We start from the raw sequence: 25,078 nt of genomic DNA on the forward strand, positions 1-25,078 counted from the left end.
GGAGCATCCTCTCCAGGCCCTCTTCGCCCAGCGAAGCCCCAGGTTCGACACCCCGGTGGTGCCGCCTTTGGCCCAGGCGAGGATATGGTCGGCCTCGTTGTCCAGGGATTGGTTGCAACAGCCTGGGAAGGGACATTTTCCGTCGCGCAGCCGCAGCCACTGCCGCATGGCTTCAGGCGCGAGGCTAGTTAAGGCCGCGATCATGACCAATTCCGCGTGAGGGGGTTGACCGCGACGGCGGCCTTCAACCACAAGGCTGCCAGGGCTCCCAGAGCGGCCAGCAGCCCGTGCACCCTTCCGCGCACCGGTATGATTCTTGCCGCGCGCAGGTAAGCTCGCAGACTCCGGCACACTCCAGTGGCAAGGATTGATGATGAAGAAGACCACGCGGAAAACGCACGACGGCGGTACAGGGCAGATTGCCGCAACGCCGCCGGGGCAGCATCGGGGTGAGCGCGCGTGGACGAGTTCCTACGGGCCGGGTGTTCCGGCGGACCTGGTGCTCCCGACGGGATCACTGGTGGACCTCATGGAACAGTCCGTCCGCCGCTACGGGTCGAAGACCGCCCTGGAGTTCTTCGGCGCCGGAACCAGCTACCGTGAGCTCGGAAAGCAGATCAGCCGGGCCGCTGCGGGCCTGAAAAAACTGGGCGTCAAGGCGGGCGACAGGGTGGCTCTCGTGATGCCGAACTGCCCGCAGCACGTGGTCGCCTTCCATGCCGTGCTGCGCCTCGGTGCGGTGGTGGTGGAACACAATCCGCTCTACACGGACCGTGAACTGCGCCACCTGTTCGAGGACCATGGCGCCGCCGTCGCGATCATCTGGGACAAGGCAGTGGAGCGGGTCCGTCAGCTGCCCGCCGACGTCGAGCTCCGAACGATCGTCTCGGTGGAACTCATCCCCGCAATGCCGCTGCCCCAGCGGCTGGCGCTGCGCCTCCCGGTGCCCGCCGCCCGCAAAGCAAGGGCTTCCCTCACCGTCCGCAGGGGTGAGCTTGCGGGAAGGCAGCCGCCCATTGCGCGGCCGGTGCTCCCGTGGCGGCAACTCCTCGAAGCTGGACCACTAAGGAAGAAGCATCCCCGCCCCGATGCCCGGGACCTCGCCGTGCTTCAGTACACGTCCGGCACCACCGGCTTGCCCAAGGGCGCCATGCTCACCCACGCCAACCTGCAGGCCAACGCCGCGCAGGGCCGGGCCTGGGTGCCCGGGCTGAAGGAGGGCAGCGAGACCGTCTACGCGGTGCTGCCGATGTTCCACGCCTATGGACTCACCCTGTGCATGACGTTCGCTCTCAGTATCGGGGCGAAACTGGTCCTGTTCCCGAAGTTCGACGTGGACCTGGTCCTGAAGGCGCTGAAAAAGTCTCCCGCCACCTTCCTGCCCGCTGTGCCGCCGATCTATGACCGCATTGCGGACGCGGCGGCGCAACGCGGGGTCGGGCTGGAAAGTGTCCGCTTCTCCATTTCCGGCGCCATGAACCTGCCGACAGCAACGGTGGAGACCTGGGAGAAAGCGACCGGCGGCTACCTCATCGAAGGCTACGGGCTGACCGAAACCTCCCCCATCGCCATCGGCAACCCCTTCGGACCGAGCCGGAAACCGGGCACCGTAGGCGTGCCGTTCCCGTTGACGGACATCCGGGTGGTGGACCCGAAGAACGTGGCCCTGGACCGTGCCCCGGGGGAGGAGGGGGAACTCCTCATTCGGGGCCCGCAGGTGTTCCGCGGCTACTGGAACAGGCCGGAGGAGACTGAGGATGCCCTGCTCGACGGCGGCTGGTTCCGCACCGGCGACATCGTCTCGGTGGATAACGACTACTTCGTCACCATCCGGGACCGGATCAAGGAACTCATTATCACCGGCGGCTTCAACGTCTCGCCCAGTGAAGTGGAGGACGTCATCTCCACTTTCCCGGGCCTCTCGGAAGTCTCCGTGGTGGGTTTGCCCCGGCCCGGCGGGGGCGAAGACGTGGTGGCCGCCGTGGTTCCCATCCCGGGCACCACTATCGATCCTGATGCGTTGCTGGCCTTTGCGCGGGAGCAGCTGACTGCTTACAAAGTGCCGCGCCGGGTAGTGGTGCTCGACTCCCTGCCGCGTTCGCTCATCGGCAAGGTCCTGCGCCGGGAGATCCGGGACAACCTCGTGGCGCGGGGCTGAATCGGCGGGCTACTTCTGCCGAGAGCGTGTTCCGCGGTTGAGCCGTGCAATTGCCGCGGACAGGACGGTAGCGAATCCGCACCACGCAGCATAGGGCGCGAGTGAAATCCCTGCTGCGCGGTTCAGCCGGTACGTCCGCCGCACCAGGTCGGCGCTGCTGGCGGCAAGGACGGCGCACTCTGCCGCGGCCAGCCAGGGCCGGCGGGAGCGCCAGAACAACCAGCTCCACGCAGCATTGAGGATTAAGTTTGTGGCCAGCGCGCCACGATAGGCGCGGATTTCCTGCTGCCTTGCCGGGGCCCCGGCCTGGGCAGCCGAAGCCGACTCAGTGCTGTCCAGGGCGATGGCGGAGGTAACCGCGAGGTCCGCGTAAAGTGCTGTCCACACGACAGGGAAGGCAATCGCGGGCGGCTGCCATTCCGGCTTGCGCAGGCGGAGGTACCAGGTGCTGTCCGGGTCCGTCGCCACCGCGCCTGCGGCAGCGGTAGCGGCGGTGGCTGCCGCTGTGAAAACCAAGGCCTTCGTTTTCATGGCTGATCCTTTGCTCGCATCGTCTGGTACCCCGCCAGGCTCAGCCCGGCCACTATCAAATAGTAGGCTCCGGCCCGCTCATAGTCGCGTGTCATTAGCCCCTACATGTAGTGGTCAGGGACCCTTTTCCTTGTGCCTGGTGGGGCAGGCGACACGCCGAGGAACACGACACGCGGACCTGTGCATATGTGTTCAACTCCATCCACAGGCTGTGGACCGTACCGACAAAAATCCCGGGATCCCGGGCATTATTCCGGCTCCTGCCTGTGGATTAAAGGTGCATTAAATGACATACTTGTAATACATCATCTTGGGGTTCCAAAGAGGCGTCTGCACTACATGTAGTATCTACATACAGCTGGACGGGGACACCGGGCCAGCCAAGCTTTCAACTAAGGGGACAGGGACAATGACCGTAACGGTTTACACGAAGCCTGCTTGTGTTCAGTGCAACGCCACCTACCGTGCGCTCGATAAAAAGGGCATCACCTACCAGAGCGTTGACATCTCCCAGGACGCCGAGGCACTCGAGCGCCTGAAGGCACTGGGCTACATGCAGGCTCCCGTTGTGGTCACCGACCAGGACCACTGGTCCGGCTTCCGTCCGGACAAGATCGAGGAGCTGGCCCTCTCTGCCGATTCCTCAGTGGCCTAGGAGCCACAGCTTTTCCTGCCGGCACCCATCAACCAGCTGAGGTGACTCCCATGGCACCAACAGCACAGCGCGACCACGCACTACCTGTCCACACGGCTCAGCGTGTGGAGGTGTCCCCGCCGGCCGCAGATCAGAGCGCTCCCGGGCAGGCTCTCACCGGGAGCCAGCTCATCTACTTTTCCTCCACATCCGAGAACACCAGCCGCTTCATTGCGAAGCTTGGCCGCGAGGTGGCCCGGATCCCGCTTTATGCAAAGGACGCACCCCTCCTTGCCGCCCGGCCGTTCGTGCTGGTAGTGCCTACCTATGGCGGCACCGGGGGAGAGGGGTCCGTTCCCAAGCAGGTCATCCGGTTCCTGAACAACCCGCAGAACAGAAAACTGCTCCGCGGTGTTATCGGCGCCGGCAACACAAACTTCGGGGACAACTACTGCATGGCCGCGGATATCATTGCCGCCAAATGCCACGTACCCCGCCTTTATCGATTCGAACTTATGGGAACGCCGGAAGACGTCACCCGGGTCAACCAAGGATTGGACACGTTTTGGACACGACTGTCGCAGACACAGAAGTAACCAGGGCCCAGGAGCCTGAAATGCCCGCTGCCTATAAGGGTCTTGGCTATCACGAGCTGAACGCCATGCTGAACCTCTATGGCCCCAATGGCGAAATTCAGTTCGGCGCCGACCGCGAGGCTGCGCACCAGTACTTCCTGCAGCACGTGAACAACAACACCGTGTTCTTCCATGACCTGGAGGAGAAGCTCGACTACCTGGTAAAGAACCAGTACTACGAGCGCGAGACGCTGGACCAGTACACGATGAACTTCATCCGTGAGCTGTTCAACCGTGCCTACAAGAAGAAGTTCCGGTTCGAGACCTTCCTGGGCGCCTTCAAGTTCTACACCTCGTACACGCTGAAGACGTTTGACGGCAAGCGTTTCCTGGAGCGCTATGAGGACCGCGTCTGCATGGTGGCCCTGCACCTTGCCCGCGGCAACGAACAGCTCGCCCTGCAGATGGTGGACGAAATCATTGAAGGCCGCTTCCAGCCGGCCACCCCCACGTTCCTGAACGCCGGCAAGAAGCAGCGCGGCGAGCTGGTCTCCTGCTTCCTGCTCCGCATCGAAGACAACATGGAGTCGATCGGCCGCTCCATCAACTCCGCCCTGCAGCTGTCCAAGCGCGGCGGCGGCGTGGCGTTCGCGCTGACCAACATCCGCGAGGTGGGTGCGCCCATCAAGCAGATCGAGAACCAGTCCTCCGGCGTCATCCCCGTGATGAAGCTCCTCGAGGACAGCTTCTCCTACGCCAACCAGCTCGGTGCCCGCCAGGGTGCGGGTGCCGTCTACCTGCACGCGCACCACCCGGACATCTACCGGTTCCTGGACACCAAGCGCGAGAACGCGGATGAGAAGATCCGCATCAAGACCCTCTCGCTGGGCGTTGTCATCCCGGACATCACGTTCGAGCTGGCCAAGAAGGACGAGGACATGTACCTGTTCTCGCCCTACGACGTGGAGCGCGTTTACGGCATGCCCTTCTCCGACGTCTCGGTCACCGAGAAGTACTACGAGATGGTGGACGATTCCCGGATCAAGAAGACCAAGATCAAGGCCCGCGAGTTCTTCCAGACCCTCGCCGAGATCCAGTTCGAGTCCGGCTACCCGTACATCATGTTCGAGGACACCGTGAACCGGGCCAACCCGATCGACGGCAAGATCATCATGTCCAACCTGTGCTCGGAAATCCTCCAGGTGTCCCAGCCCACCACGTACAACGATGACCTGTCCTACGACGAGACCGGCAAGGACATCTCCTGCAACCTGGGCTCGCTGAACATCGCGAAGACCATGGATTCCCCGGACTTCGGGCTCACCATCGAGACGGCCATCCGGTCCCTCTCTGCAGTGTCCGACATGTCCAACATCACCTCGGTGCCGTCCATCGCCAAGGGCAACGACCAGAGCCACGCCATCGGCCTGGGCCAGATGAACCTGCACGGCTACCTGGCGCGCGAGCGGGTCCACTACGGTTCCGAAGAGGGCCTGGACTTCACCAACATCTACTTCTACTCGGTGGTGTACCACGCGGTCCGGGCCTCGAACCTGCTGGCCATTGAGACCGGCCAGACGTTCGGCGGCTTCGAGAAGTCCAAGTACGCTTCCGGCGAGTTCTTCGATAAGTACACGGAGCAGGAGTGGGTGCCGCAGACCGAGAAGGTCCGCGAGCTGTTCAAGAACGTGCACATTCCCACGCAGGCTGACTGGCTGGCGCTGAAGGCCTCGGTCATGGAGCACGGCATCTACAACCAGAACCTGCAGGCTGTTCCGCCCACCGGCTCGATCTCCTACATCAACAACTCCACCTCCTCGATCCACCCGGTGGCGTCCAAGATCGAGATCCGCAAGGAAGGCAAGCTGGGCCGCGTGTACTACCCGGCGCCGTACCTGACGAACGACAACCTGGAGTACTACCAGGACGCGTACGAGATCGGCTACGAGAAGGTCATCGACACCTACGCCGCCGCCACCCAGCACGTGGACCAGGGCCTCTCCCTTACCCTGTTCTTCAAGGACACCGCCACCACGCGCGACATCAACAAGGCCCAGATCTACGCCTGGAAGAAGGGCATCAAGACCATCTACTACATCCGTCTCCGCCAGCTTGCGCTGGAAGGGACGGAGGTGGAGGGTTGCGTTTCATGTATGTTGTAGCTTCAACTAATTCCTGAAGTACGACGGCGGGTGACCGCCCGCCGTCGTACGCTTTTACTTAGAGAACCCACCCAACGCATAGGGGATGACATGACCGAGAAGGTCAAGCTGCTGAGCCACGTCGAGGCGATCAACTGGAACCGTATCCAGGACGACAAGGACGTGGATGTCTGGAACCGCCTGGTCAACAACTTCTGGCTGCCGGAGAAGGTGCCGCTGTCCAACGACGTCCAGTCCTGGAATACCCTGACGCCGGCCGAGCAGCAGCTCACCATGCGCGTCTTCACTGGACTGACCCTGCTGGACACCATCCAGGGCACGGTCGGTGCTGTCTCCCTGATTCCGGATGCGCTCACCCCGCACGAAGAGGCTGTCTACACGAACATCGCCTTCATGGAGTCGGTGCACGCCAAGAGCTACTCCTCCATCTTCTCCACGCTGGCCTCCACCAAGGAGATCGACGAGGCGTTCCGCTGGTCCACGGAGAACGAGAACCTTCAGAAGAAGGCCCAGATCGTCATGGACTACTACCAGGGCGACGACCCCCTGAAGCGCAAGGTCGCTTCCACGCTGCTGGAGAGCTTCCTTTTCTATTCGGGCTTCTACCTGCCCATGTACTGGTCCTCACGCGCCAAGCTGACGAACACGGCCGACCTGATCCGCCTGATCATCCGCGACGAGGCCGTGCACGGCTACTACATCGGCTACAAGTTCCAGCGCGGCTTGGAGGCCGTATCCCCGGAGCGCCGCCAGGAAATCAAGGACTACACATTCGAGCTGCTGTTTGAGCTGTACGAGAACGAAGTCCAGTACACGCACGATCTGTATGACGGAGTGGGCCTGGCCGAGGACGTCAAGAAGTTCCTGCACTACAACGCCAACAAGGCCCTGATGAACCTGGGCTACGAGGCGATGTTCCCGGCGTCCGTCACCGACGTGAACCCGGCGATCCTGTCGGCCCTGTCCCCGAACGCTGACGAGAACCACGACTTCTTCTCCGGCTCGGGCTCCTCCTACGTGATCGGCAAGGCCGTCAACACGGAAGATGAGGACTGGGACTTCTAGTCACCTATGGGACGTAGACCTGAGTAGAAGAACCGGTTCCTGATTGGGAGTCTCGGGCCGTCGAGTTGGAAATCTTCCAACTCGACGGCCTTCTCTTCTAGGGGCGTGGGCTTCTGGTGGGTGAACCATGATCACGCTCGGATACTTTGGAGGGCCTCTCCTCGGTGGACTTGGTGGAGCGATTACCAAGCGGTTTTCCGCCAGTCCGCGCTTTATCTCGACTGGGACGCCATACACTTATCTGCCGGTGCCATCGGCTAAGCAGCCGCCGACATGCTCCCTGATACCTTGAACCGCAACCCACACGATTGGGACATGAGATTGCGAGTGTAAATGACAGCAGCGTGAATGGTCCGGCAGGGCCGCGGCGCCAGTTCGCCGAAGAGATGATCCGCAGCGGGTACATCGGCGTCGACTTCATCGGCGATTATGACATCCAGCCCTACCTGGGCGAGGGAGCGAAGGGCTCCCGTGGTGCCATGAACGACATCTACCAGGAGATGTACCCGGAGAAGACCCGCGTGTCGGTCGGCTTGGCCACGGGGAATCTTTGGGCGGAGCTGCTTGAACCTGGACAGAGTGTCGAGGGGAGTGATCATCGCCCAGGAGGACGACCTGCGGATCCAGCGGGCCCTGTCCATGACACAGAATATCCGGTTCATGAAGTACCGGGTCGAATTCCAACTCGACGAGGCGTAAGGGTGGTGGACGGCGGCTGGCGGAACACCCGCAGTCTCAGGCCGACATTCCCTCGCCGGCGATCAACAGTGCGACGAGCAAAACGTCACAGGGAGCTAGAGGAGGAACACTGCGCCCGTGGCTGCCATCTACGCGACAGTTGTCCCGGTATCCATGATTGCCTCCCGGTGCTGATTGTTCAGTGACGGAGGCTGCGGAGCCTCAGCCTGCGCCGCGGCGCTGGGCTCTGGCCGCTCACCGAACGTGGCCGACGCCAGGACCGGTGCGGCCGGTAGCTGATCGATCCAGGCGGCGGGGGAGCGGACGCAACCACCGAGGACCCCTTCCTGCGGCGCCGCAGCGTCAGGAGGACCAGCAGTGTCAGGCCGATCCACACGAAGGCGCCAACGAAGATGAGCGCCACCGACTGGGTTGTAGTCATGACGGGAACGGCGGAAAAGGCGCCGGTTGTGCCGGCGGAATCATGAGTGCGGGGTGGTGATCGGCGTCTGCGGACATGGTGCCCTGGCTCTTGGTGGCGACATGTTCGGCTGGCTGCATAACCTGGTACATAGAGTGTCCGCTCGGCGGACCGCGGACGCAAGGGCAACCTTTGCTCAACGGCCGTTCAGTGTTTGGTTGACTGGCAGCAGGACCAGGCCGGGGCCGGGCTCCGGGCGCCGGGCGCCGGGTAGATGGCGTTGAAGATCGCCTGGCAGGTCCGGCAGTGCCAGGCGGCCTGGGAGGCGGAATGAGATTATCCAGGCGGCTTGGGTCGAGGCAGGCGTGCATGGGCCGGCCGGCGTGTCGCTAACACGCATTGCAGCAGCAGTGGGTCTAAGACAACCGTCGTTGTACTCCCATTTTCCTTCGAAGAGGGCCCTCATAAATGCGATGTTTGCAGTAGCTGCAGCGGAACTTCTCGCGTTGGTCGAGGATGCGCCCTATCCGGACGACTCGCCACGGGACGCCGCCCGGCTGGTTGCCAGGACATTACTGGAGTTCGGAGTTTCCCAGCCCCTGCACTCTGGGAAGCGGGCATCACCGATGGCCCGGATGTGGACATATTTACGGCCATCACCGCAGGACTGGTTATTCAACAGCTCTCAAACGAGCCAGGCGGGAAGCGCTGGGTTTCCCTGCTGGACACTGTACTGGACATGTTTTTGAACATCTGGACCGGCGGAATTGGACTGGCCCAGGGCGAAAGCAGGGATCACTATGACTACACAGCGGCGTGATGGTGATGTCACGACCATTGCGCGCATTGGCCACAGCGAGGCGATGGAGCTCGCAGCAGAGGAAAACCGCCGTTTCCTACTGCTGCTCGAGCAGCTTGGCCCGGAGCATTGGGGCATGCCAACCGACTGCACCCGTTGGTCCGTCCGTGACGTTACTGTTCACGTCATAGCCTCGGCCGAGGCTCAGGCATCGCCCCGCGAGTTCCTGCGCCAGGCATGGCAGGGCCGGAAACTCCTTAGCCAAAATAGCTCACAGCATTGGGCGACCCGGCATCACGACCCGTTCTCTCTTATTCTTACCGGACCCGCCGGTGGCCGGTTCCGCCGGCGGGCCGACAACAGTGATGACCTAGAGATCGATGCCATCGAGTGCTGCAGGATCCTCTCCGGTCGGGGAAGGCCGCAAGGCGTGCTGCGGCACCCGCTGCCGCTGTAAGTCCGGCCGAATCACAGGAGATACGACACGGACGGTACCCCCAAACCACCCTGCTGCTCATTCGGCTCCCCGCTGCCAGCTGTAAGGTGCTGGGATGGCAGCGGCCCGCCACCGGGGTATGGGCCGGCGGCGGTTTGGGGGCCGCATCCGGTCTCAGGATGCTCTTGCCGCCGGCCCTGTCCCTATATGTAAAATCCTGCCCCAGCGGCGGGATGTGGGGTCAACGATAGGATCGGTTCCTTAACGGCAGCCCACGATGGGCGCAAGGTTGGCTCAAGAGTGTTCCGGCATCGCTACTGGTTTCTTGGGAGATGCCCTTCAGATTAACGTCGCCCTCAGGCCTCCTCACTGATGCACAGCACGCCTCCCTGGAAAACCTGCCCACCAGGGATGAGACGTAGCGAAGGGAAAGGTACGCCCCTAGGATGGCGCCATGAGGAAGTGGGGCGAACTGCATCCCGCACTCCGTGCCGTTTTGGTGGGCGTCGTCGCCTGGGCCGTCATTCTGGCGATCGGTCTCATCGTCGGGGCCAGTCTCGAAGACGCCATCGCCAACGCCGTCTTCTACGCGCTGATGATCGGCGGCGGCCTGTTCTTCCTGACCAAACGGTTCCCGACGAGCACGGCAACGCTGGATGATCAGGACAAGTCAGTCATGTTCCTGAGGTTCCCCCACTCGCCGCCGGGCTCGCTGAGCAGCAGCTGGCAAAGGGGGATCGCCAGCCCAGGGCCAGGGCGGATCGACTTCCAGCCGGCTCTCTACGAGCAGCTGGTACCCAGCGGCCGCAGCAAGGCTCTCACCGGACTCAGGGCCACGGATTCCCCACCGCGTAAGGCCAACCATCACGACCATCAGCAGGACGTACCTTTGGACTTCCTGGTCGTCGTCATGGAGTCAGACGGCGGCGTCATTGAGATCGCAGCCAGCCCTGCCACCCTCCGGAAAATCCAACAGGACGTCGGGTCGACGTCCTCGTAGCCTTCGGAGTGAGCCGCGCGGTCAACGCCGGCCCGGGCAGCAGGCTGGTCATCGGATCAAATCATCGGAGGAGTGCAGATATGCCCGTCGGCGTCCATGGGGTTCCCGCAGAGCGGGCAGAGGGGACGTCCGGCGCCCACCACTTCGCGTGTTCGTTTGGTGAAGGCGCGGGCAGTGCCCACCGGCATCCGCACCAACAGCATTTCAGGTACCTCAACGCCGTCCTGATCAAGCGAATCGTCGTCAGGATCAGCATCGACATCGGTAATGGGGTACGCCTCGACGACCACCTGCGCCGTCGTAGGGTCCCACCCTAGGCTCATGGCACCCGTCCGGAATTGCTCCTCGACAGACTCGAGCGGTTCGTTGTCAACCAGCTCGATGGGGGTACCCGTGGGAACGCTGAAAGGGTTGCCTTCGAGGGTGATGAGCTGGTCGAGAATTTCGTCGATCTTCTCGGCGAGGAGAGCGGATTGCTGCTTCTCCAGGGCGACGCTCACGATTTGCGAGCCCGCCCGTACCTGCAGGTAGAAGGTGCGGGCCCCCGGAACACCGACGGTGCCAATGACGACGCGATCAGGCCAAGCAAATTCGTGGACAAGTGTAGGCATGTCAGTATTTTAGGCGACGGGAGATTCCCGGCCGCCCGCTGCCGCGCAACACTGCTCAATTCACTGGGCACGCAAGTGGGCCAGAAATAGTCCGACCGGTATGCTGACGGCCACTGCCGCCACCAAAATCCGGTAACCCCAGAGCGCCCAACCCGGCATCGAACCGGGGCCGCGAACACCCTGGAACATCAGTGCCAGGGCTGCAACCAGCAGCACGCCGCCGGCATCGACAACCCAGGGGTTGCCGGCCAAAGTCCCGCCCATGACGGCTGCGGAGGCGCCGTTCCACGCCACCAGTTCCGCAACGACTTTCCAGCCCGTAAGACGATGCGGGGCCAGGAAGTATTGGCTTATACCCAGGGCACCCTGTGCCACGCCTCCCACGAGCACCAGATACGCGGCGGCCCAGGACCCATGCCCAAGATGCAGCGGGCCCGTGACGGCGGCGACCAGTCCGCCCGCCACAACACATAACAGCGCCACCGCGCCGAACGCCACGGCTCCCTTTACATTGCCAGTCGGGGTCACGCGTGAGGAGTCGCTCATGCCGTCAAAGCTACTTCACTTCGAGGAAGGGCAGAGGGCGGGTTACTCCACGAGTGAGTAGGAAGAGCCGGTGGGTGTGCGCTCCACGATGCCGAAGTCGACCATGTAGCGGCGCAGCAGCACCACGTCATCGGTATAGCTGAGCAGCCGCTCGTTGACCTGCCTCTCGGTGAGCTGCTCGCCGGGCGCCATGATTTCGCGGGCAATCCTCGCCAACAGGGCACGTCGCTCATCCCGGTTAGCCGGGTATCTTTCAATCCGGCCCAGCCGCATAAACCTGTCCAGGCCGGTCCGCGGCTGCCGGCGCGGTGCTGGGCCAGCAGGACACGGAAGATGGCCTCGGCCGCCACCAGGTCACCAGGTCACCAGAAACGAGCCGCTCAACCAGCCCGGACTCAAGCAGGCCAGTAATGGCCCGCTCACGCCGCTGCTCCTTCACATCGGGCAGGACATCTCCGGGCGCCGCTCCCAGCACTATCTGGGCATAGGCGGTTCTGGCGTCACCGTTGCCCAACGTTGCCAGCACGCGCCGCCAGTGCGGGCCGCCCATCCTCTTGCTTCCCGCCACGTCGGTTTCCCCCTCTGCCGCTGACCCGCACCGCTGCCTTGAGGTGCGCTGGGAGATCGTAGCTCTGATGCCCCGGTTACCGGAAGCGCGCCGCGGGCGGTAAGACAATCCGCAGCGTTGCCCAAGTATTCGGGAAAGATACGGCCAGGAAGCCTGAAAAGCGGCGCGGACAATCGACGCAGACCATACGCTCGTGATGCACAGCCACATATTGGGGAAGAAAATATGAGCGCTGATCCAGCACCACCGCATCTGGGTACACGTGTGCCCGGACAGGCCGTCATCGAAGAATTGCTGACGCTGCAAAGCCAGGTGCGGCCGCGCTCCACGTTTCAGCGCGTATTCGGCGTCAGCCCCCTTAGTCCGGAAAGCGTGCCTTGGTACGTGCCATCGGCGAGATGGCCGTGGGAAGGACCCTGGAAAATCTGGGCCCCGAGTGGCGGGTTCTCCACGCAGTCCCGGTAGGCGCAGGATCATCCGACATCGACCACGTGCTGATCGGTCCGGCCGGCGTCTTCACCATCAACACAAAGAACCACTCCGGCCAGTCCGTCTGGGTGGCAGGCAGGACCCTCATGGTCGCGGGAAGGAAGACCCGGCACCTCTACAACGCTGCGCACGAGGCAGCACGCGCTTCAAAGCTGCTGACTGCAGCGGCGGGCTTTCCCGTGAAGGTGACTGCCGTCGTCGTCATTCTTGAGCCGAAGACCTTGACCGTCAAGGCGCGTCCCGAGCAGGCGGCCGTAGTCACCGACACCCAGCTGCCCCGGTGGCTGCGCGGATTCAGCCCGGTGCTCACCTGGGATGAACTCGCCCGCATCTCGGCGGCCGCCGTCCAGCCGGGGACGTGGCACAAGCGCCCGTCCGCTCAAAGCGACCCGCTGGCGTTGCAGCAAGGGTTCGCCGCGCTCCGGCACCTTGTGGTCCAGGCACGACGGCGGCGCGCGGCGTGGGCGCTGAGCGCTCCGGCAGTGGTCTTCCTGACGTTGACGAACGCGGCAGCCATCCTGCAGGGGTTGGGCGGGCGCTGACTTAGTCCCAGTGGGACATTCGGCACTGTTCCGGGTCCAGGCAGCGCTTCAAACTGGGGAGATGCGATTCCGAAGGCATTTGCTTCCCGGGCTCGGGACCGCGGCCGCGGTGGCCGGCTATATGCGCTGGTTTCGTCCCTGGCAGCTCAGCTGGGGAGCGACGCCGGAAGAGGTGTCCCGCGCGATGCCCGGTGACGAACTGGTGCCCAGACCGACCTTCAACGCCACGAGGGCCATCACCATTGGCGCAGCGCCGGAGAAGATATGGCCATGGCTGGTCCAGGTGGGGCTACCCGCGGCGGTTGGTACAGCTACGACATCCTCGACAACCTGGGGCGCCCAACTGCACGGCGAATCGTCCCGGAGCTGCAGAACCTTGCCGTAGGCGACATTGTCCCCATGAGCCCTGACGGCAAGCACGGCATCCCGGTCCAGAGGATGGACCCACCAATGTCCATGGTCTGGGGCACGCCTGGGGGCACCAGCTGGACGTGGCAGCTGGAGCCCATCAGCAATGGTTCAACCCGGGTCATCAGCCGTGTCCGCGCCCGGTACCGCTGGTTCTCACCCAGCATCGCCTTCTCGGTGCTCGTGGAATTTGGTGACATCTGGATGATGCGGAAGATGCTGCTTAACCTTCGCGAGCGTGCCGAAGCGACGACCCTGTGAGGCCCAGCGCCCCGGCTATGCCTCCTCGCCCTTTGCATAGAGCGCCAGGAGATCGCGGCTGAACTCGTGCGGGGAAGTTTCGCAGGGGCTGTGCCCGCCCCTGTAGACGCCTATCCGGGCACGGATTGCCTGCGCGAACAGCCGGTGCAGCTGCAGCGGCCACAGGTCGTGCTCGCCCACGGCCACGAACTTGGGGATCGAAGCCTCCGACAGCTCGTGCCGAAGATCCGGCACGTTCTGCATCAGGGTGTAGATATCGCGGATGGAGGCGCGGCGGGTGAAGCGGAAGCGGTAATTGACAAACCGCTGCCGCCCCGGCGGCACATGCGCCACCCGGCCGCTGCGGATCCCCCAAATCAGCAGTGCGGCACCGGCCCTGCCGTTCACCCACGTGCTGAACCTGCCGATGCGGTTCACCCCCCGGAAGCTCTGGCCGGGCTCCGGCGGGCACCCCAGAAAGGTAACGGACCGGAAGAGATCCGGCCGTTCAACGTAGGCGAGCTGGGCGATGATGCCTGCGAAGGAATAGGCCACCACATGCACAGGGGTGGCCGTGCTTTCCAGGACCGCCACGAAGTCGTCCACGAACAACCGGTAGTCGTAATGCTTCCTGGGGGGCACCAGATTTTCGGGCCCTGCCGACGCCGACTGGTACTGGCCGGCCAGATCGTACGTCAGTACGTAATATCCGGCGGCCGCCAGGTCAGGCATCGTGAGCGAAAAATCCTCTTTGGATCCCGTGGCGCCGGGCACCAGGACCACGCAGGGATCATCCGGGTTCCCCAACGCCATGGCAGCGAGCCTGCCGCTGGGAACGTTGAGTGTGAGGTGCACTGCGCCGGGCGGCGGAACTGACCAGTCGACGTCGCCCAGCTCTGCGTCCAGCAGGGCAGCGGCATCCACCCGGGCAGAACCGAACTCGTCAGGGTCAACCCCGTACTCTCTTTGGCCCGGCTCCGCCATGGTCCCAAGATAGCCCAGCCGGCCGGGCCTAGTCAGCGGCAGCGGGCAGCCGCGCCACGTTACCCACGAACGCATGGAGGCGCCGGTACACCTCCTGCGATTCGGGATAGCGGTAATCCTGTTGCCAGGTATGTTCGGTATTCACGCTGGCCCAGGGGTAGATGAGGACATCCACGGGAACACCGTGTTCCTGCAGCCGCTCGATGAAATTGAGGTTGGAACGGTAGAAGAAGTCCCGCTCGGAAGTGGTGACAAACACCGGCGGATGGCTCCCGTCCAGCCATTCGATCGGGGACAGGAAGGCTGCCGCGGACCGCAGGCGCAGAGGCGTCAGGGCAGCCCTGGCTGGCAGCAACATGCGGACGAAGTTCAGGCTGAGGACAAAGCCCCGGTCGAAAAACACGGAGAAGTCAACGGCACTGCAGTGCTGGACAAGCCCTTTCACATGCCCCGATGGAACGGCCGGCAGAAGCGAGTAGTGCGCTGCGAGCTCAGCCCGCAGGCTGATGGCGGTGAGCAGGGCCGAGATCTGCCCGCCCGCTGAGTCCCCGCCCAGGACCAGGCGGGCAGGGTCGCCGCCGTACTCCCCGATGTTGGCCGCAACCCACGCGAGCGCAGCGTTCGCGTCCTCGAGCACGTGCCCCATGTTGAAGCGGGGAGCGTGCCGGTAGTTGACGTTGACCACCACCATTCCGCCGAGTGCCTGGTTGGCGCAGTACTTGGTCAGGGCCGACTTGTCTCCCGAGGTCCATCCTCCGCCGTGGAAGTAGACGTAGACCGGGAGGAGTCCGCCGCTGGGGATTACCCCCTCAGCCGAAGCGTGTGCAGGGGGCAGGGGCGCCACCACATCCAGGCGGTGGGCGCGCAGCCCATCTCCCACATAGTCGAGGTCGTGGACGTACGCCACCTCGCTGACGGGATCCGTGTTGAACCGTACCCGCTCCCGTGGACTGACGGAACGCATCAGCAGTCGCCACGTCCACACGGGCACGCGGCGCAACGCACCCCGGGCCCGGCGGGCCAAAGGGTATGCGCCATCGGAACGGGCAGCCACCGCCATGTCCCCATTTTAACGGCGGGGGAAGTCGCTACGCGTGGCCGCCTTCCATAATCCGACGCGCATCGTCCTGGGCCTGCAGCGCCAAAGCGCTCACCACCTCGCCCCGCACCGCATGCCCGGAGGCGGAGATGATGCCCCGGAGTTCGGACACGGTGCGCGGCGGGTTCACGGTGTGCGACACCGCGTGGCAGTTTTGGCACAACGGAACGAGGTCGGTTATGGGGTCGAGTTGATATCCGCTGCCAAGCATCTCCGGCGGCACCACGTGGTGCACCGCTAAGGCTTCTGCCGCGGGGGTGCCGTATGCGGACTCGAAGGAAAACCCGCAGGCCGCGCAGGATGTGCCGTGGAAGGCCAGGCAGATCCGCCGCGCGTCCGGGTCCCGTTCGTAGCGGCTCACCTGAACGGTGCTGACGGCGCCCGGCGGCAACGTGCCGGCGGCCACCTCCGCTGGATCCGCCGTCGTGGGCCCGTAGTCACGCCACACCCGGCGCAGGGCGGGCTCGTACGACGGCGGCAAGGCCACCAAGGATGGGCGGTCCGCCCTGGGCCAGTGCTCACCGGGGAGGGCATCGCCAAGGATGCGGGGGAGTATCTGTTCGCCCAATGGAAGCAGTGCGTCGAAGGCGACCGCGATGAACCATCCTCCAGCCCCGGGATCAGTGCCTGCGGTGAGCTGATAAGGCTCGGAGGTCACCACGCCGTGACCGATCAGGCCGCTGCCCGCTTCATTGCTGCCGTGCAGCAGGAGCCACGCTTCGGTGCCCGGGCTGACATCAGGGCGGTGGTCCAGGCGCCAGCGCTCCACCACCCTGCCGGACTCCGTGACGCGCTCGACGGCGGCACGGTAGTCCCAGCTGACCAGTCCGTTTGTGCCGCAGCCAATGATTACGGCAGCCACTGCCCACCCAAGCCAGCCACACGCCGTCGAACGTCAAACATGGAGCGGGACTTAGATCGGTTCCTTGGCCAATGCCTTGGTCTTGGCGGGCGTTTCGCGGCCCAGGCGCTGATCGAGCGTGACGCGCAGCCGGGCCGCGGCAACCTGGACACGATGCTCGGCGGCCGTGCCCGTTTTCCTGGCAGGCTTGGCCGCAGGGTTCCGGGAAGTGTGGACAAGACGGTGTTCAGGCGATGCTGCGCTCACGGTCCAACCTCCTTGGTACTGTCACGATCCGTTGTTCCATTCTCGCCTATGTTGCCGCCGTCGTCCACGAGGGCCGGCTCCTGCCACGGCAAGGCATCCGCATCGGCCTCGCCCCCGCTCTCGTCGCCGGACACGCTCTTCCACGCAATGTCGAACAACTCGAGTTCCTCGGTGCGGGCCAACTCGCTCCTGGCCAGGACTTCCAGCGTTGCCAGCCCCAGCGCCTTGGTCCCTTCGTCCGGGTCCAATGCCCGGTCCAGGGCCCACTGGGTGCGGCGCCACCATTCCGCCCGGCTGTCCGCCTCGGTCTTTTGCCGAAGGGCGTCAGCATCGGCTTCGCGCTTTTGATCCAGCGCCGTCTTGTCGGCAGCGGTGCGCTGCTTCAGGGTGCGCCAGTTGATATAAAAGGCCAACAGGGCAGCGATGAGGACGGCCAAAGGTCCCAGCCCCGCAAGAATGACCCACCAGTCCGCCGGTCCGGAGTGGACCACGACATCCAGGGGGCCGGGGGAGGGAACAGGGGTCACGGCACCAAGCCTACGTGCCGGGCTCCACCAGCCGGCAGGCCGACACTCCACCTGCAGGTCTTTCCCATCAGCCGCCCGGCGGGCTGCCTTAGACGCTGCGCCGGGATATGAGGACCGGACCTTGGGCGTGGTGCAGAACTGCGTGGGCGGTGGATCCGATGGTTTCCCTGAGGAGCCCCCGGCCCTGGGATCCCACCACCACCATCCGGGCTTCTGCCGCGGCCTGCAGGATGGCGTGTGGAACCGAGCTGTCCGTCAGCATCCTGCCGTCAACGTTGATACTGGGGGCCATGGCCCGCGCATCGGTCAAAGCGGATGCCAGGATGTCCCGGGCGTCAGCCTCGGCGTCCTGGCTCTCCTGCCGGCGGTAGCCCGGGGGCTGGTGGCGGACGTGGACAACCGTTAGGGATGCGTGCCACGCCGCTGCCAGGGCGCATGCTTCAGCCAGCACTCCGGGTGAACCTGAGGCATCGACGGCGGCAACGACCGGCCCGTCCGGATGGAGGTCCTGCCGGATCACGGCGACGGGGCAAGTGGCGGTTGCTGCCAGTTCCAGGCTGACCGACCCCACCAGCAGGCCCAGGAAACCTCCCAGGCCGCGGCTGCCGACGACCAGCAGTCTTCCGCCCGCGGAGACCTGCGCCAGGAGCTGTGCCGGCAGCCCGTGGACCAGGGTGCTCTTGATCTTCAGGCCCGGTACTTCCGCTGCTGCATGGGCCACGCCTTCTTCCAGGATGGCCTGGGCGGACTGTTCCAGGCCGCTGCCTGACACGCCGGGAACCGGACCAAGGTGTTTGGTGAGCAGCGGCCACAGGGAACAATGCACCACGTGGAGGGCGCAGTTCAGGGCGCGGGCGTGCCGGGCTGCCCAGCGGACAGCGGCAGCTGCCTCATCCGATCCGTCATAGCCGGCCACTACGGCTTCTGGTTCCTGCGTCACCTGACTGCGCTCCTGACCGGGCCGATTTTTACCAGCGGGACCTTCTGCCCGCCTGCTCCGGCGGGACCTTCGGCCCTTTGGCGGCCCTTCTCCTTGGTTCCATTCTGATCTTAGGGAACTAGGAGGGATATGGGCAGCGTGGTCAGCCGGATTGCCGCAACGATGCTTGCCCTGGCCGCCGTCCTGCTGGGGCTTGCGGGCCCAGGTACCGCTGTGGCACCCGTGGCTGTCATTGTGGAGGACACCGCCGGAGTGCTTGACCAGAACACCCTGCTGCCCGCCGTCGAACGCATCCAGTTTTACGAGCCCACCCGCGTTGCCGTCTTCACGTACAACGGCAAGGCGGAGGACAACCTCAATGAAGAAGTGCTGAAGTTTGCCCGGTCCAGGCATCCTGAATGGATCAGTGCCGACGGCCAGAAATGGGCCGACGGGCTGTTCATTTTTGCCCTCGATCCGGTGGGCCGGCACGTGGGCACCTACATGGGCGAGGACCGGAAGGTGTCGCTGGAACAGCGCAGCGACATCCAGGACGCGTCAAAGGACCTGTTCCGCGACGCCCAATGGACGGACGGCACGGTGGCGGGCATCCGCCGTGCCGCCGAGCTCATCAACCAGCCGTGGTACAGGTCTGCAGCATTCCTGATCACCGCGTGGGTGACCGGCGGCATTGCGGCACTCGGTGCTGCCGCCTGGCTGATCGTCCGCGCGGTGACCAGGAGCGCCTGCCGCAAACAGATCGAACGCGGGGACCGCGCATACTCAAACGTCAGCATGGACCTGGACGTTACCGAACTGAACGCAGGCACCATCCCCGAATCGTCCCGCTACGGAGGCCAGGTCCTGGAGAAACACCGCACTTTCCTGAGCCGCTACGCCGCCGTCACGGAGCTTTCCAACCAGGTGCACACGCTGGGCAAGCGGTCACTGAGCAGCCGCAAGAACCTCAAGCTTGCCCGGCAGTTCGCGGACAGCGCGGACGAACTGGATGCACTCGATGATGTGATCGCGGACAGCAATGCCTTGCTGAACCGCGCCGGCACCTGGCCCACCGCCTGGGACCGGCAGCTTGCGCCGTTCCGCAAGGATCTGGCCGGGCTGGAGCAACTCCTGACCAAACGGCACGGCCAGGGCGACACCGCCACGGCCACGGCGCTGCGGTCATTCCGGGACGAAAGCCTGCGCGACGTCGAGCGGTGGACGGCAGAACTTGCCGACGGACGGATCACGCCGGAAAAGGCGCTCGACCGGCTTTACCAGGCGCGCACGCGGCTGTCCGAGCTGCTGGAGAACCATGCGGAGACGGTTATCGAGGGCTTTGCGAAGAATGAGCGGGAGGCGCGCCTGATGCGCGAGCAGATGGAGACAGCCCACGAGGGCCTGAACCACCGCAGGCAGCGGACCTATGAACCGAGCATCCTCGGCACCGTGTACCCGTCGTACCAGTTCTTCTCCGTCGCCACGTTCAGCTCCGGGTTCAACACCGGGGTCAGCAGCGTAAATTCGGCCAGGGGCGGCGGCAGCACCACCGGCTACGGCAGCAGCGGCGGCAGCTTCTCCGGTTCCGGCAGTTCCTCGGGTTTCTAGCCCAAAACGAGTGGGGCCCATCGTCAGCGATGAGCCCCACTGGCATTCCGGGCAATGGAGTCGCCCCACCCCTTGCGGCGCCTGGACGCTAGGCGGCGCCGACCGAGCCGAGCCTGCGAGCGCCGCGTCGGACGGTGTAGCGCGGGTGTGCGGAAGCGAGGTGGACGCCGGGCGGATGCGGCACCACGTCACGGATCAGGCCGGTGCCCGCGCATTCACGCACTTCTGCTATAGCTGCAGCGGCCGCCTGTTTGTCGGTGAACTGTCCGGAAACTGCCAGGACATGCCCATCGGGCATCACGAGCCGGAACCGAATCTGTGAATCATCATCGACAAACAGTTCGAACGTACCTGCCATATGCCTTGTTCTCCTCAATTGTCCTGCCTCGGTTGGTGAGGCTGCATGCGGTGCCGGGATGCGGCACAGCAGACCCAGGGCGCGCGACCCCATCGTCGTGCACCATCTGACCTAAACCACCATCTCAAAGCATCCGGCCGACTTTTAGGGACCAAGGTCCCTGGTCGCCTTCACAGGGGATTTAGCCTCCACCCGCGACAGGCGGATCAACGTAATTCCGGTGGCGATGAACCATGCCCACAGCAGGATTCCGTAGCCCCAATAGAATTCGGGGGCCGCGTGGCGGAGGACCTCGCTGATCACCCCCAGGGCTCCGGTGCCAATGCCGAGCCACGCCAGGTATTGCGGGAAGGGCGCCTCCTTCATGAGCATTGCCAGTCCCATCAGGAGAATCCCGAGGGCGGAGAGGGCCCCAACGATGGCAGGTGTGTTGTTCTCGGCAATGATGGCCTCAGCGGCGGTGGCGTAAGCGCGGCGTTCATCATCCGTTCCGGCGGCCAGGTAACGGTCGCTGAGATAGACCAGGTTGAGGGAGCCGCGGCTGCTGACGGGGACGGCCAGCAGGAGCGCCCAAGGCAGGGCGCCGAAAACCAGCGCTATCAGGGGCAGGCTTTTCCGGAAGGGCAGGAGCGCCACGAAGAGGGCTGTGAAAACCAGGACCGGGAGGATGTTCGGCAGGATCCACAGGATCTGCTCGGCCACGTAGCCTGCCTTGTTAGCGGCAATGAACTCCAGGGTGGCAGCACCGCCGTGTACCGGCGGGGGAGCCACGAAGTCGAGCACCAGGGCCGCGATCAACAGGAGGACAAACAGGACCGACGACGCTCCCGCGGTGAGATAGAGGAGCCCCCAGCCTTCCCGGACCGGAGGCGAAGACTGCCTGGTCATGGCTGGAAGCCTGCCATCCGGCTGCCGGGAGAGGTAGTGCCATTAGGCCCGGCCGGCCATGCTCCGTCACCGCTGCATCGGTGACCAAGGGCCCTGGTTCTTGACGCTGCTCCGTGGCAGACTGCCGCTTTGAACACCGATTGCATTTCCCGGGAGGAAGCGATGTCGGCAAATGACCCGCGGCCAGGCCGTGGCACAGAGGAGCGGTTGCGGATAGAGCTGGAGGACGCCGCATCGGTGAAGTGGTGGGCCCGGATTTTGTACACCCTCGGCTCGCAGTACGGTCGCACGCAGCTCCGGTTCGTCGGCAAGACGGAGGACGGCCGCAGGCTCTATGTCAGCGACACCTTCCCGGGGCCACCCCTGAACGCCACACCTCCCGCAGAAGCCTGGGCTCCAGGCCTGCAGGCGAGCCTGAGCCGGTTGCGCGAGGAGATCGCCCGCGACGGCTGGTCGGAAAACAGCCAGGGGACGCAGCCCTGGGAGCTCACCTTCAGCCGCCGCAGGGTTGGGTAGCCGCCCTCACACGACCGGCCAAACCACCCTGGTCTGCCAGGTTGAAGGATCCGGCTGCTGTTCCGGATCAGTCAGGTAGTACTCCCACATGCTGTCGGCAGGGGTTAAGCCGTCAGCTTTCATGCGTTCCCTGATGGCGTCGTACGTGGTGCCCAGAGTGTCATAAGGACCGGTGTGGACGGCTTCGAAAGCCTCCGCATCCGGCAGCACTCCGCTGGCCACTTCCCCTGTCCCCTGGAAGTTCCCGGCAACAGGGAACCCGGCTTCGACGTCCACCGTTTCGCCCGGCATCCCGTGGTAGCGCGCGAACGGCGGCCCGGCCGGGCTGGCGCCCTGCATCTGGACCGCGGCCATCACGGCACCTAAGGCGCGGCCAAAGAAGCTTGGCAGCGCGTCCATGGGGACCTGTTCACGCACGACGGCGACAGCTTGCTCGGTGATATGGATCTTGTGCGGCTCCTGGCCGTTTTCGCTCATGGCATCAGCCTTGCCATTCCAACAACAGACGGACAGGGCCGTAGGACCCTGGCAGGCAGGTCAACCTGCGGCATTGTAGGCTTCGCGCATCCAGTCCTGGACCTCGGCGTCGAGCTGGTTGCCGTCAGTGAGTTCCAGGTGATGCATCCACGTGCCTGGTGAAGGATGGACGATCTGTTTGAAACGAGGGGAGTCCAGGTTCCGCGGCAGCGCCAGGGACAGCACAAGCGGAATGGAGGATTTCACATAGAGTCCGGGCCGCCAAAGGTACGCGAACCCGCGGCGCCGGCGAAAGGAGATTTGGCTCCTGCCTACCCTTATTTCATGGGGTCCCAGGCCGGCCGCCATCCGCTCCGCCGCCTCGTAGAGACCACGCGCCGCAAGTGCTCCGTCGAAGTACCGGTCCACCGCCAACTGCTGCACCGTCAAACTGCTGCATCCTCCACTGCTGCACCTTCAAACTGCTTGCACCGGCCGTTGCCGTCCCAGGCCTTGCCGGTGCTGATCGTAACGACTTCCGTGCGACGCTCCAGGTTGCCCGGCGGGAGGCTTGCCCCTCAACCTTCCGGCGGAATCGGCTGCCGCGGGCAGGGCCGAAGGTCATGTGGTGGGGAGGAGGCAACGGCCGGGGCCAAATGCCCTAGCCCGCCCGACGGCGTCGGGGTAGTTTCAGTTCCATGTGCGATGACCGTTACCGCTCCATCCCGAAGGCTCCTGGATGAGGAAGCAGGCGTCCCCGCCTACGGCACCCCGTGGGCTCCCCGGCCTCGATGAAGGGGAACCCGCCGGCTCTCCCGTGGAAAAGGCCTGGGGCTTCCTCAGGCGGTATCCCGTCGTCGCCCTGACCTGCCTGGTGCTGGTGGCCACGTTGGTGCTGGTGCAGTTCGGCTTGGGGGTGCAGGTCCGCATCCTCGCGTCGGCCTACGCCGCCGTCATTGTGGTGGCACGGGCTGCCGGCATGGTCCGGTCGTTGCGTGAGGGACGCTGGGGCATCGACCTTTTGGCACTGATGGCCATTGCCAGCACTGTGGCGGTGGGCGAGTACCTCGCTGCCCTGGTGGTGATCCTGATGCTCACCGGCGGGGAAGCGTTGGAAAACTTTGCCCAGGGACGCGCAGCACGGGAACTGCGGTCCCTGCTGGACCGGGCTCCCCGCTTTGCCCACCGCGAGGAAGCCGGAGCGGTGCTCGTCGATACGCCGATCGGCGAGGTGGCGCCGGGCGACGTACTGGTGGTCCGCCCGTCCGAACTGGTGCCGGTCGATGGCGAACTCCTGTCCGATGCAGCGACCCTGGATGAGTCATCGTTGACGGGCGAAAGCCTGCCGGTGGAACGCACCCGTGGGGAACAGCTGCTCAGCGGCGCGGTGAACGGCGTGGCGGCCATCCGGATGCGGGCGGCTGCCACTGCCGCTGACTCGCAGTACAGCCGCATCATCGCCCTGGTGGAAGAGGCCTCCAACAGCCGCGCTCCGGTGGTCCGGCTGGCCGACCGCTACGCCGTGCCGTTCACCATCCTGGCCCTGGTCATGGCAGGCACTGCCTGGTTCCTGTCGGGCGAGGCACTGCGGTTTGCCCAGGTCCTTGTGGTGGCCACGCCCTGCCCGCTCCTGATCGCGGCACCGGTGGCATTCCTGGCCGGCACCAGCCAGGCGGCGCACAAGGGCATCATCATCAAGAACACCAGGACGCTTGAGCAGCTGGCAAAGGCTCAGTCGGCTGTCTTCGACAAAACCGGCACCCTTACGTCCGGGCGTCCGGTCCTTGATGAGATCAGGGTGGCGCCGGGCCACGGGGAGACGCTGGGCAGCCAAAGAATCCTGCAGCTGGCGGCCTCCGCCGAGCAATACTCCTCGCACGTGCTGGCAGCCTCGGTCATTGAAGCCGCCAACGAACGCGGCCTTGATCTCCTGCCTGTACAGCAGGCGACGGAAAGCGCCACCCACGGCGTGGAGGCCGTCTGCGGCGGCCACAAGGTGGTGGTGGGTAAAGCAGGCCTGGTCCGCAGCTCATCGACCGGATTCCGGGAGGCCGCGGTCCGCAGCGGCCAGCTGGCCGTCCACGTGGCAGTTGACGGCGAATATGCCGGCGCCCTGATCATGAAGGATCCGTTGCGGGGCAATGCGGTGGACACCCTCGCGCGCCTGCACAACCTCGGCGTCCGGAACACCATGCTCTTGACGGGGGACGCCCACGCAACAGCCGCGCATATTGCCGAGGAAGCAGGGATTGGCCGCGTCCAGGCGGAATGCCTTCCCGAGGACAAGGTCAACACCGTTGCTGCCCTGGCGGAACGGCCGGTCCTGATGGTGGGCGACGGCGTGAATGACGCTCCCGTCCTGGCCGCTGCCGATGTTGGCATCGCCATGGGGGCCAAGGGTGCCACGGCCGCGAGTGAGTCGGCGGACGTGGTGATCATGCTCGATGACCTGTCCAAGGTGGCCCAGGCCGTAGCCATCGGGAAGCGGACAGTGGCCGTTGCCCTGGTAAGTATCTGGACGGGAATCGGTCTCAGCCTGGTCCTGATGGCCATAGCAATGACCGGATACATTCCCGCGGTAGCCGGTGCGCTCCTCCAGGAACTGGTTGACCTGGCCACCATCCTCAACGGCCTCCGGGCACTGCGTGGCGCTGATAAGAAAGACGGTGGCGACCGGAATCCGGCGCCGCGGGGGCTGCCGGCGGCATGACTTTTGGCCCTTCCCAGCGCCGCGTGCAGCCGGGATCGTGGT

Annotated in this window: 30 protein-coding genes and 1 pseudogene; 14 read left to right on the forward strand and 17 right to left on the reverse strand. The window is 64.7% G+C overall.

Annotation, left to right across the window (positions count from 1 at the left end; genetic code table 11):
* Positions 1-36: 36 nt before the first annotated feature.
* Positions 37-174: pseudogene (locus QF031_RS21450) on the reverse strand (HNH endonuclease signature motif containing protein); the annotation flags it as partial.
* Positions 175-373: 199 nt separating this feature from the next.
* Between QF031_RS21450 and QF031_RS08190 the strand changes: the two are divergent.
* Positions 374-2,158 carry a long-chain-fatty-acid--CoA ligase gene (locus QF031_RS08190; RefSeq protein ID WP_307426427.1) on the forward strand — a complete coding sequence of 595 codons (1,785 nt, stop codon included), beginning with the start codon at positions 374-376 and terminating at the stop codon, positions 2,156-2,158.
* A 9-nt stretch (positions 2,159-2,167) separates the two neighbouring features.
* On the opposite strand, the gene QF031_RS08195 is transcribed toward QF031_RS08190, so the two are convergent.
* Entirely contained in the window at positions 2,168-2,689 is a 522-nt protein-coding gene (locus QF031_RS08195; RefSeq protein WP_307426428.1) for a TspO/MBR family protein, read from the reverse strand.
* A 409-nt stretch (positions 2,690-3,098) separates the two neighbouring features.
* On the opposite strand from QF031_RS08195, the gene nrdH reads away from it, so the two are divergent.
* From nrdH to QF031_RS08220, 5 genes are all read left to right on the forward strand, one after another.
* On the forward strand, positions 3,099-3,344 hold the full coding sequence (gene nrdH / locus QF031_RS08200; protein WP_307426430.1) for a glutaredoxin-like protein NrdH: 246 nt from the start codon (positions 3,099-3,101) through the stop codon (positions 3,342-3,344).
* Between the two features lie 104 nt (positions 3,345-3,448).
* Positions 3,449-3,919, forward strand: a complete 471-nt coding sequence (nrdI, locus tag QF031_RS08205) for a class Ib ribonucleoside-diphosphate reductase assembly flavoprotein NrdI (protein WP_370874556.1) — start codon at positions 3,449-3,451, stop codon at positions 3,917-3,919.
* A gap of 20 nt (positions 3,920-3,939) precedes the next feature.
* Positions 3,940-6,060, forward strand: a complete 2,121-nt coding sequence (nrdE, locus tag QF031_RS08210; protein WP_307426437.1) for a class 1b ribonucleoside-diphosphate reductase subunit alpha — start codon at positions 3,940-3,942, stop codon at positions 6,058-6,060.
* A 90-nt stretch (positions 6,061-6,150) separates the two neighbouring features.
* The gene (gene nrdF, locus QF031_RS08215; protein WP_013601219.1) at positions 6,151-7,125 is read left to right on the forward strand and encodes a class 1b ribonucleoside-diphosphate reductase subunit beta; all 975 of its coding nucleotides are present in this window, start codon (positions 6,151-6,153) and stop codon (positions 7,123-7,125) included.
* 564 nt (positions 7,126-7,689) lie between these two features.
* Positions 7,690-7,824 (forward strand): hypothetical protein, encoded by a 135-nt coding sequence (locus tag QF031_RS08220; protein WP_307426441.1) that lies wholly within the window; start codon positions 7,690-7,692, stop codon positions 7,822-7,824.
* 178 nt (positions 7,825-8,002) lie between these two features.
* Here the strand turns inward: QF031_RS08220 and QF031_RS08225 are convergent, their stop codons facing one another.
* Positions 8,003-8,245 carry a hypothetical protein gene (locus tag QF031_RS08225; RefSeq protein WP_307426444.1) on the reverse strand — a complete coding sequence of 81 codons (243 nt, stop codon included), beginning with the start codon at positions 8,243-8,245 and terminating at the stop codon, positions 8,003-8,005.
* 317 nt (positions 8,246-8,562) lie between these two features.
* Here QF031_RS08225 and QF031_RS21455 point away from each other — a divergent pair, with 317 nt between their 5' ends.
* From QF031_RS21455 to QF031_RS08235, 3 genes are all read left to right on the forward strand, one after another.
* Positions 8,563-8,973, forward strand: coding sequence for a TetR/AcrR family transcriptional regulator (locus QF031_RS21455; protein ID WP_370874557.1), 411 nt, complete (start codon positions 8,563-8,565; stop codon positions 8,971-8,973).
* A 51-nt stretch (positions 8,974-9,024) separates the two neighbouring features.
* Positions 9,025-9,480, forward strand: a complete 456-nt coding sequence (locus QF031_RS08230; protein ID WP_307426448.1) for a maleylpyruvate isomerase N-terminal domain-containing protein — start codon at positions 9,025-9,027, stop codon at positions 9,478-9,480.
* A gap of 433 nt (positions 9,481-9,913) precedes the next feature.
* On the forward strand, positions 9,914-10,459 hold the full coding sequence (locus QF031_RS08235) for a hypothetical protein (protein ID WP_307426451.1): 546 nt from the start codon (positions 9,914-9,916) through the stop codon (positions 10,457-10,459).
* 56 nt (positions 10,460-10,515) lie between these two features.
* On the opposite strand, the gene QF031_RS08240 is transcribed toward QF031_RS08235, so the two are convergent.
* Genes QF031_RS08240 through QF031_RS08255 form a run of 4 tightly spaced genes read right to left on the reverse strand, consistent with a single transcriptional unit; the run spans position 10,516 to position 12,184 of the window.
* The gene (locus QF031_RS08240) at positions 10,516-11,070 is read right to left on the reverse strand and encodes a DUF3090 domain-containing protein (RefSeq protein ID WP_307426454.1); all 555 of its coding nucleotides are present in this window, start codon (positions 11,068-11,070) and stop codon (positions 10,516-10,518) included.
* A 60-nt stretch (positions 11,071-11,130) separates the two neighbouring features.
* Positions 11,131-11,616: a hypothetical protein gene (locus QF031_RS08245; protein ID WP_307426457.1), complete on the reverse strand. Its 486-nt coding sequence runs from the start codon at positions 11,614-11,616 to the stop codon at positions 11,131-11,133.
* Between the two features lie 42 nt (positions 11,617-11,658).
* Complete coding sequence (locus QF031_RS08250; protein ID WP_307426460.1) at positions 11,659-11,832, reverse strand: DUF2087 domain-containing protein; 174 nt, start codon at positions 11,830-11,832, stop codon at positions 11,659-11,661.
* Between the two features lie 37 nt (positions 11,833-11,869).
* The gene (locus QF031_RS08255) at positions 11,870-12,184 is read right to left on the reverse strand and encodes a hypothetical protein (RefSeq protein ID WP_307426463.1); all 315 of its coding nucleotides are present in this window, start codon (positions 12,182-12,184) and stop codon (positions 11,870-11,872) included.
* Positions 12,185-12,561: 377 nt separating this feature from the next.
* Between QF031_RS08255 and QF031_RS08260 the strand changes: the two genes are divergently transcribed.
* Both QF031_RS08260 and QF031_RS08265 read left to right on the forward strand, forming a co-directional pair.
* Positions 12,562-13,215 carry a nuclease-related domain-containing protein gene (locus tag QF031_RS08260; protein ID WP_307426465.1) on the forward strand — a complete coding sequence of 218 codons (654 nt, stop codon included), beginning with the start codon at positions 12,562-12,564 and terminating at the stop codon, positions 13,213-13,215.
* 270 nt (positions 13,216-13,485) lie between these two features.
* On the forward strand, positions 13,486-13,884 hold the full coding sequence (locus QF031_RS08265; protein WP_307426468.1) for a hypothetical protein: 399 nt from the start codon (positions 13,486-13,488) through the stop codon (positions 13,882-13,884).
* Between the two features lie 15 nt (positions 13,885-13,899).
* Here QF031_RS08265 and QF031_RS08270 read toward each other — a convergent pair whose 3' ends face one another.
* The 6 genes from QF031_RS08270 to QF031_RS08295 all read right to left on the reverse strand — a co-directional run bounded on the left by QF031_RS08270 (position 13,900) and on the right by QF031_RS08295 (position 18,521).
* A complete protein-coding gene (locus tag QF031_RS08270) occupies positions 13,900-14,847 on the reverse strand; it encodes an alpha/beta fold hydrolase (protein WP_307426470.1) in 948 nt (315 codons plus the stop codon).
* 28 nt (positions 14,848-14,875) lie between these two features.
* Positions 14,876-15,907: an alpha/beta hydrolase gene (locus QF031_RS08275; RefSeq protein ID WP_307426473.1), complete on the reverse strand. Its 1,032-nt coding sequence runs from the start codon at positions 15,905-15,907 to the stop codon at positions 14,876-14,878.
* 28 nt (positions 15,908-15,935) lie between these two features.
* Positions 15,936-16,808, reverse strand: a complete 873-nt coding sequence (locus tag QF031_RS08280; protein ID WP_307426477.1) for an HNH endonuclease — start codon at positions 16,806-16,808, stop codon at positions 15,936-15,938.
* A 51-nt stretch (positions 16,809-16,859) separates the two neighbouring features.
* Entirely contained in the window at positions 16,860-17,054 is a 195-nt protein-coding gene (locus tag QF031_RS08285) for a hypothetical protein (RefSeq protein ID WP_307426480.1), read from the reverse strand.
* The gene (locus QF031_RS08290; protein ID WP_307426483.1) at positions 17,051-17,581 is read right to left on the reverse strand and encodes a hypothetical protein; all 531 of its coding nucleotides are present in this window, start codon (positions 17,579-17,581) and stop codon (positions 17,051-17,053) included. Before QF031_RS08290 ends, QF031_RS08285 begins: the two co-directional genes overlap by 4 nt.
* A gap of 88 nt (positions 17,582-17,669) precedes the next feature.
* Positions 17,670-18,521, reverse strand: coding sequence for a universal stress protein (locus QF031_RS08295; RefSeq protein ID WP_307426486.1), 852 nt, complete (start codon positions 18,519-18,521; stop codon positions 17,670-17,672).
* 129 nt (positions 18,522-18,650) lie between these two features.
* Between QF031_RS08295 and QF031_RS08300 the strand changes: the two genes are divergently transcribed.
* The gene (locus QF031_RS08300; RefSeq protein WP_307426489.1) at positions 18,651-20,108 is read left to right on the forward strand and encodes a DUF5129 domain-containing protein; all 1,458 of its coding nucleotides are present in this window, start codon (positions 18,651-18,653) and stop codon (positions 20,106-20,108) included.
* Between the two features lie 88 nt (positions 20,109-20,196).
* Here QF031_RS08300 and QF031_RS08305 read toward each other — a convergent pair whose 3' ends face one another.
* Both QF031_RS08305 and QF031_RS08310 read right to left on the reverse strand, forming a co-directional pair.
* A complete protein-coding gene (locus tag QF031_RS08305) occupies positions 20,197-20,466 on the reverse strand; it encodes a YegP family protein (protein WP_307426492.1) in 270 nt (89 codons plus the stop codon).
* Positions 20,467-20,610: 144 nt separating this feature from the next.
* Positions 20,611-21,354 carry a DUF4386 family protein gene (locus tag QF031_RS08310; RefSeq protein WP_307426495.1) on the reverse strand — a complete coding sequence of 248 codons (744 nt, stop codon included), beginning with the start codon at positions 21,352-21,354 and terminating at the stop codon, positions 20,611-20,613.
* 162 nt (positions 21,355-21,516) lie between these two features.
* Between QF031_RS08310 and QF031_RS08315 the strand changes: the two genes are divergently transcribed.
* Positions 21,517-21,870 (forward strand): hypothetical protein, encoded by a 354-nt coding sequence (locus QF031_RS08315; RefSeq protein WP_307426498.1) that lies wholly within the window; start codon positions 21,517-21,519, stop codon positions 21,868-21,870.
* Between the two features lie 6 nt (positions 21,871-21,876).
* Here QF031_RS08315 and QF031_RS08320 read toward each other — a convergent pair whose 3' ends face one another.
* Entirely contained in the window at positions 21,877-22,347 is a 471-nt protein-coding gene (locus QF031_RS08320; protein WP_307426501.1) for a GyrI-like domain-containing protein, read from the reverse strand.
* 60 nt (positions 22,348-22,407) lie between these two features.
* Positions 22,408-22,770, reverse strand: a complete 363-nt coding sequence (locus tag QF031_RS08325; RefSeq protein WP_307433237.1) for a DUF5655 domain-containing protein — start codon at positions 22,768-22,770, stop codon at positions 22,408-22,410.
* A 295-nt stretch (positions 22,771-23,065) separates the two neighbouring features.
* Here QF031_RS08325 and QF031_RS08330 point away from each other — a divergent pair, with 295 nt between their 5' ends.
* Positions 23,066-25,036: a heavy metal translocating P-type ATPase gene (locus QF031_RS08330; RefSeq protein ID WP_307426503.1), complete on the forward strand. Its 1,971-nt coding sequence runs from the start codon at positions 23,066-23,068 to the stop codon at positions 25,034-25,036.
* The last annotated feature ends 42 nt before the right edge of the window (positions 25,037-25,078 follow it).

The organism is Pseudarthrobacter defluvii (assembly GCF_030816725.1).
In the GTDB taxonomy this organism is placed as follows: Bacteria; Actinomycetota; Actinomycetes; order Actinomycetales; family Micrococcaceae; genus Arthrobacter; species Arthrobacter defluvii_A.

Bases quoted from the DNA above. Each gene is read 5' to 3' on its own strand.
- QF031_RS08240 (WP_307426454.1), bottom strand. From the start codon at position 11,070: ATGCCTACACTTGTCCACGAATTTGCTTGGCCTGATCGCGTCGTCATT.
- QF031_RS08245 (WP_307426457.1), bottom strand. From the start codon at position 11,616: ATGAGCGACTCCTCACGCGTGACCCCGACTGGCAATGTAAAGGGAGCC.
- QF031_RS08275 (WP_307426473.1), bottom strand. From the start codon at position 15,907: ATGGCGGTGGCTGCCCGTTCCGATGGCGCATACCCTTTGGCCCGCCGG.
- QF031_RS08195 (WP_307426428.1), bottom strand. From the start codon at position 2,689: ATGAAAACGAAGGCCTTGGTTTTCACAGCGGCAGCCACCGCCGCTACC.
- QF031_RS08315 (WP_307426498.1), top strand. From the start codon at position 21,517: ATGTCGGCAAATGACCCGCGGCCAGGCCGTGGCACAGAGGAGCGGTTG.
- nrdE (WP_307426437.1), top strand. From the start codon at position 3,940: ATGCCCGCTGCCTATAAGGGTCTTGGCTATCACGAGCTGAACGCCATG.
- QF031_RS08300 (WP_307426489.1), top strand. From the start codon at position 18,651: ATGGGCAGCGTGGTCAGCCGGATTGCCGCAACGATGCTTGCCCTGGCC.
- QF031_RS08310 (WP_307426495.1), bottom strand. From the start codon at position 21,354: ATGACCAGGCAGTCTTCGCCTCCGGTCCGGGAAGGCTGGGGGCTCCTC.
- QF031_RS08320 (WP_307426501.1), bottom strand. From the start codon at position 22,347: ATGAGCGAAAACGGCCAGGAGCCGCACAAGATCCATATCACCGAGCAA.
- QF031_RS08330 (WP_307426503.1), top strand. From the start codon at position 23,066: ATGAGGAAGCAGGCGTCCCCGCCTACGGCACCCCGTGGGCTCCCCGGC.
- nrdH (WP_307426430.1), top strand. From the start codon at position 3,099: ATGACCGTAACGGTTTACACGAAGCCTGCTTGTGTTCAGTGCAACGCC.
- QF031_RS08190 (WP_307426427.1), top strand. From the start codon at position 374: ATGAAGAAGACCACGCGGAAAACGCACGACGGCGGTACAGGGCAGATT.
- QF031_RS08235 (WP_307426451.1), top strand. From the start codon at position 9,914: ATGAGGAAGTGGGGCGAACTGCATCCCGCACTCCGTGCCGTTTTGGTG.
- QF031_RS08225 (WP_307426444.1), bottom strand. From the start codon at position 8,245: ATGACTACAACCCAGTCGGTGGCGCTCATCTTCGTTGGCGCCTTCGTG.
- nrdF (WP_013601219.1), top strand. From the start codon at position 6,151: ATGACCGAGAAGGTCAAGCTGCTGAGCCACGTCGAGGCGATCAACTGG.
- QF031_RS08270 (WP_307426470.1), bottom strand. From the start codon at position 14,847: ATGGCGGAGCCGGGCCAAAGAGAGTACGGGGTTGACCCTGACGAGTTC.
- QF031_RS08230 (WP_307426448.1), top strand. From the start codon at position 9,025: ATGACTACACAGCGGCGTGATGGTGATGTCACGACCATTGCGCGCATT.
- QF031_RS08265 (WP_307426468.1), top strand. From the start codon at position 13,486: ATGGCTGGTCCAGGTGGGGCTACCCGCGGCGGTTGGTACAGCTACGAC.
- QF031_RS08305 (WP_307426492.1), bottom strand. From the start codon at position 20,466: ATGGCAGGTACGTTCGAACTGTTTGTCGATGATGATTCACAGATTCGG.